1 protein-coding gene is annotated in these 999 nt (G+C 70.1%); it reads left to right on the top strand.

Annotated elements, in window-relative coordinates:
• A partial coding sequence (locus CC207_RS20870) for a LysR substrate-binding domain-containing protein (RefSeq protein ID WP_088852688.1) occupies positions 1 to 868 on the top strand: 868 nt, incomplete at its 5' end.
• Positions 869 to 999 lie beyond the last annotated feature (131 nt).

The raw sequence follows: 999 nt of genomic DNA, 5'->3' as shown, positions 1-999 counted from the left end.
CCTGGTGGCCTTCGAGGCCGCCGCCCGCCTGGGCAGCTTCCGCGCCGCCGCCGACGAGCTGCACGTCACCCCCGGCGCCGTTGCCCAGCAGGTGCGCACCCTCGAGGACAAGCTCGGGCGCCCGCTGTTCGAACGCCTGCCCCGAGGCCTGCGACCCAACCCGGACGGCGCCGACTACCTGACCCGCGTGCGCCTGGCGTTGGACATCATTGAGGATGCCACCGGCGAACTGCTGGAGCGCGACAGCCAGCGCGATCCCCGGCAGATCCTGCTCAGCACCACCCCCGCCTTCGCCAGCCGCTGGTTGATCCCGCGCCTGGGCCTGTTGGCCCAGGCACACCCGCAGGTGGCGCTGATGATCGACGCCTCCGACACTACCCGCCCGCTGAACGGCAAGGGTGCCGTGGACCTTGCCGTGCGCTGGGGAGCGCCGCCCTTCGCCGACGCCTACGCCATGCCCCTGCTGCCCGGCGTGGCGGTACCGGTGTGCGCGCCGGCACTGCGCGGCGAGCGCCCTTGGCGGCTAGCCACGGATCTTGCGCAGCAGCCGCTGATCTCCGACAGCCACAACAACTGGAAGCGCTGGTTCGATCAATACGCGCTGCCCGGCACGCGCTTCAGCGGCCCGGTGTTCTCCCAGACCATCCTCGCCATCGAGGCCGCCGAGCAAGGCATGGGCATCGCCCTGGTACCCCGCCTGCTGGTAGAAAATGCCCTCAGGGCCGGCACCTTGGTACTGGCCCTGGAGGACCATGAGCTGCACAGCGATGCCGGCTTTCACCTGCTCGCCGGCCATGCTCCGCAGGCAGGCTCGGCCGCCGAGCAGGTGGTGCGTTGGCTGCAGGCGCAAGCGAACAAGCAAGACTGATCCTGTCTCGCCCTGTGGGGCTGCTGCGCAGCTCATCGCTGGCAAGCCGGCGATCGACCGCAATGCGGCCCTGCCTTTGTAGCGTTCTGTGTACCAACCGCCTTCCGATACACACGAACGCCCACCCCGCC

Source organism: Pseudomonas sp. DrBHI1 (assembly GCF_002205115.1).
GTDB classification, from domain to species: domain Bacteria; phylum Pseudomonadota; class Gammaproteobacteria; order Pseudomonadales; family Pseudomonadaceae; genus Aquipseudomonas; species Aquipseudomonas mosselii.
The sequence above is the reverse complement of the archived record's forward strand: the minus strand, read 5'-3'. Positions and strand labels throughout refer to the sequence as shown.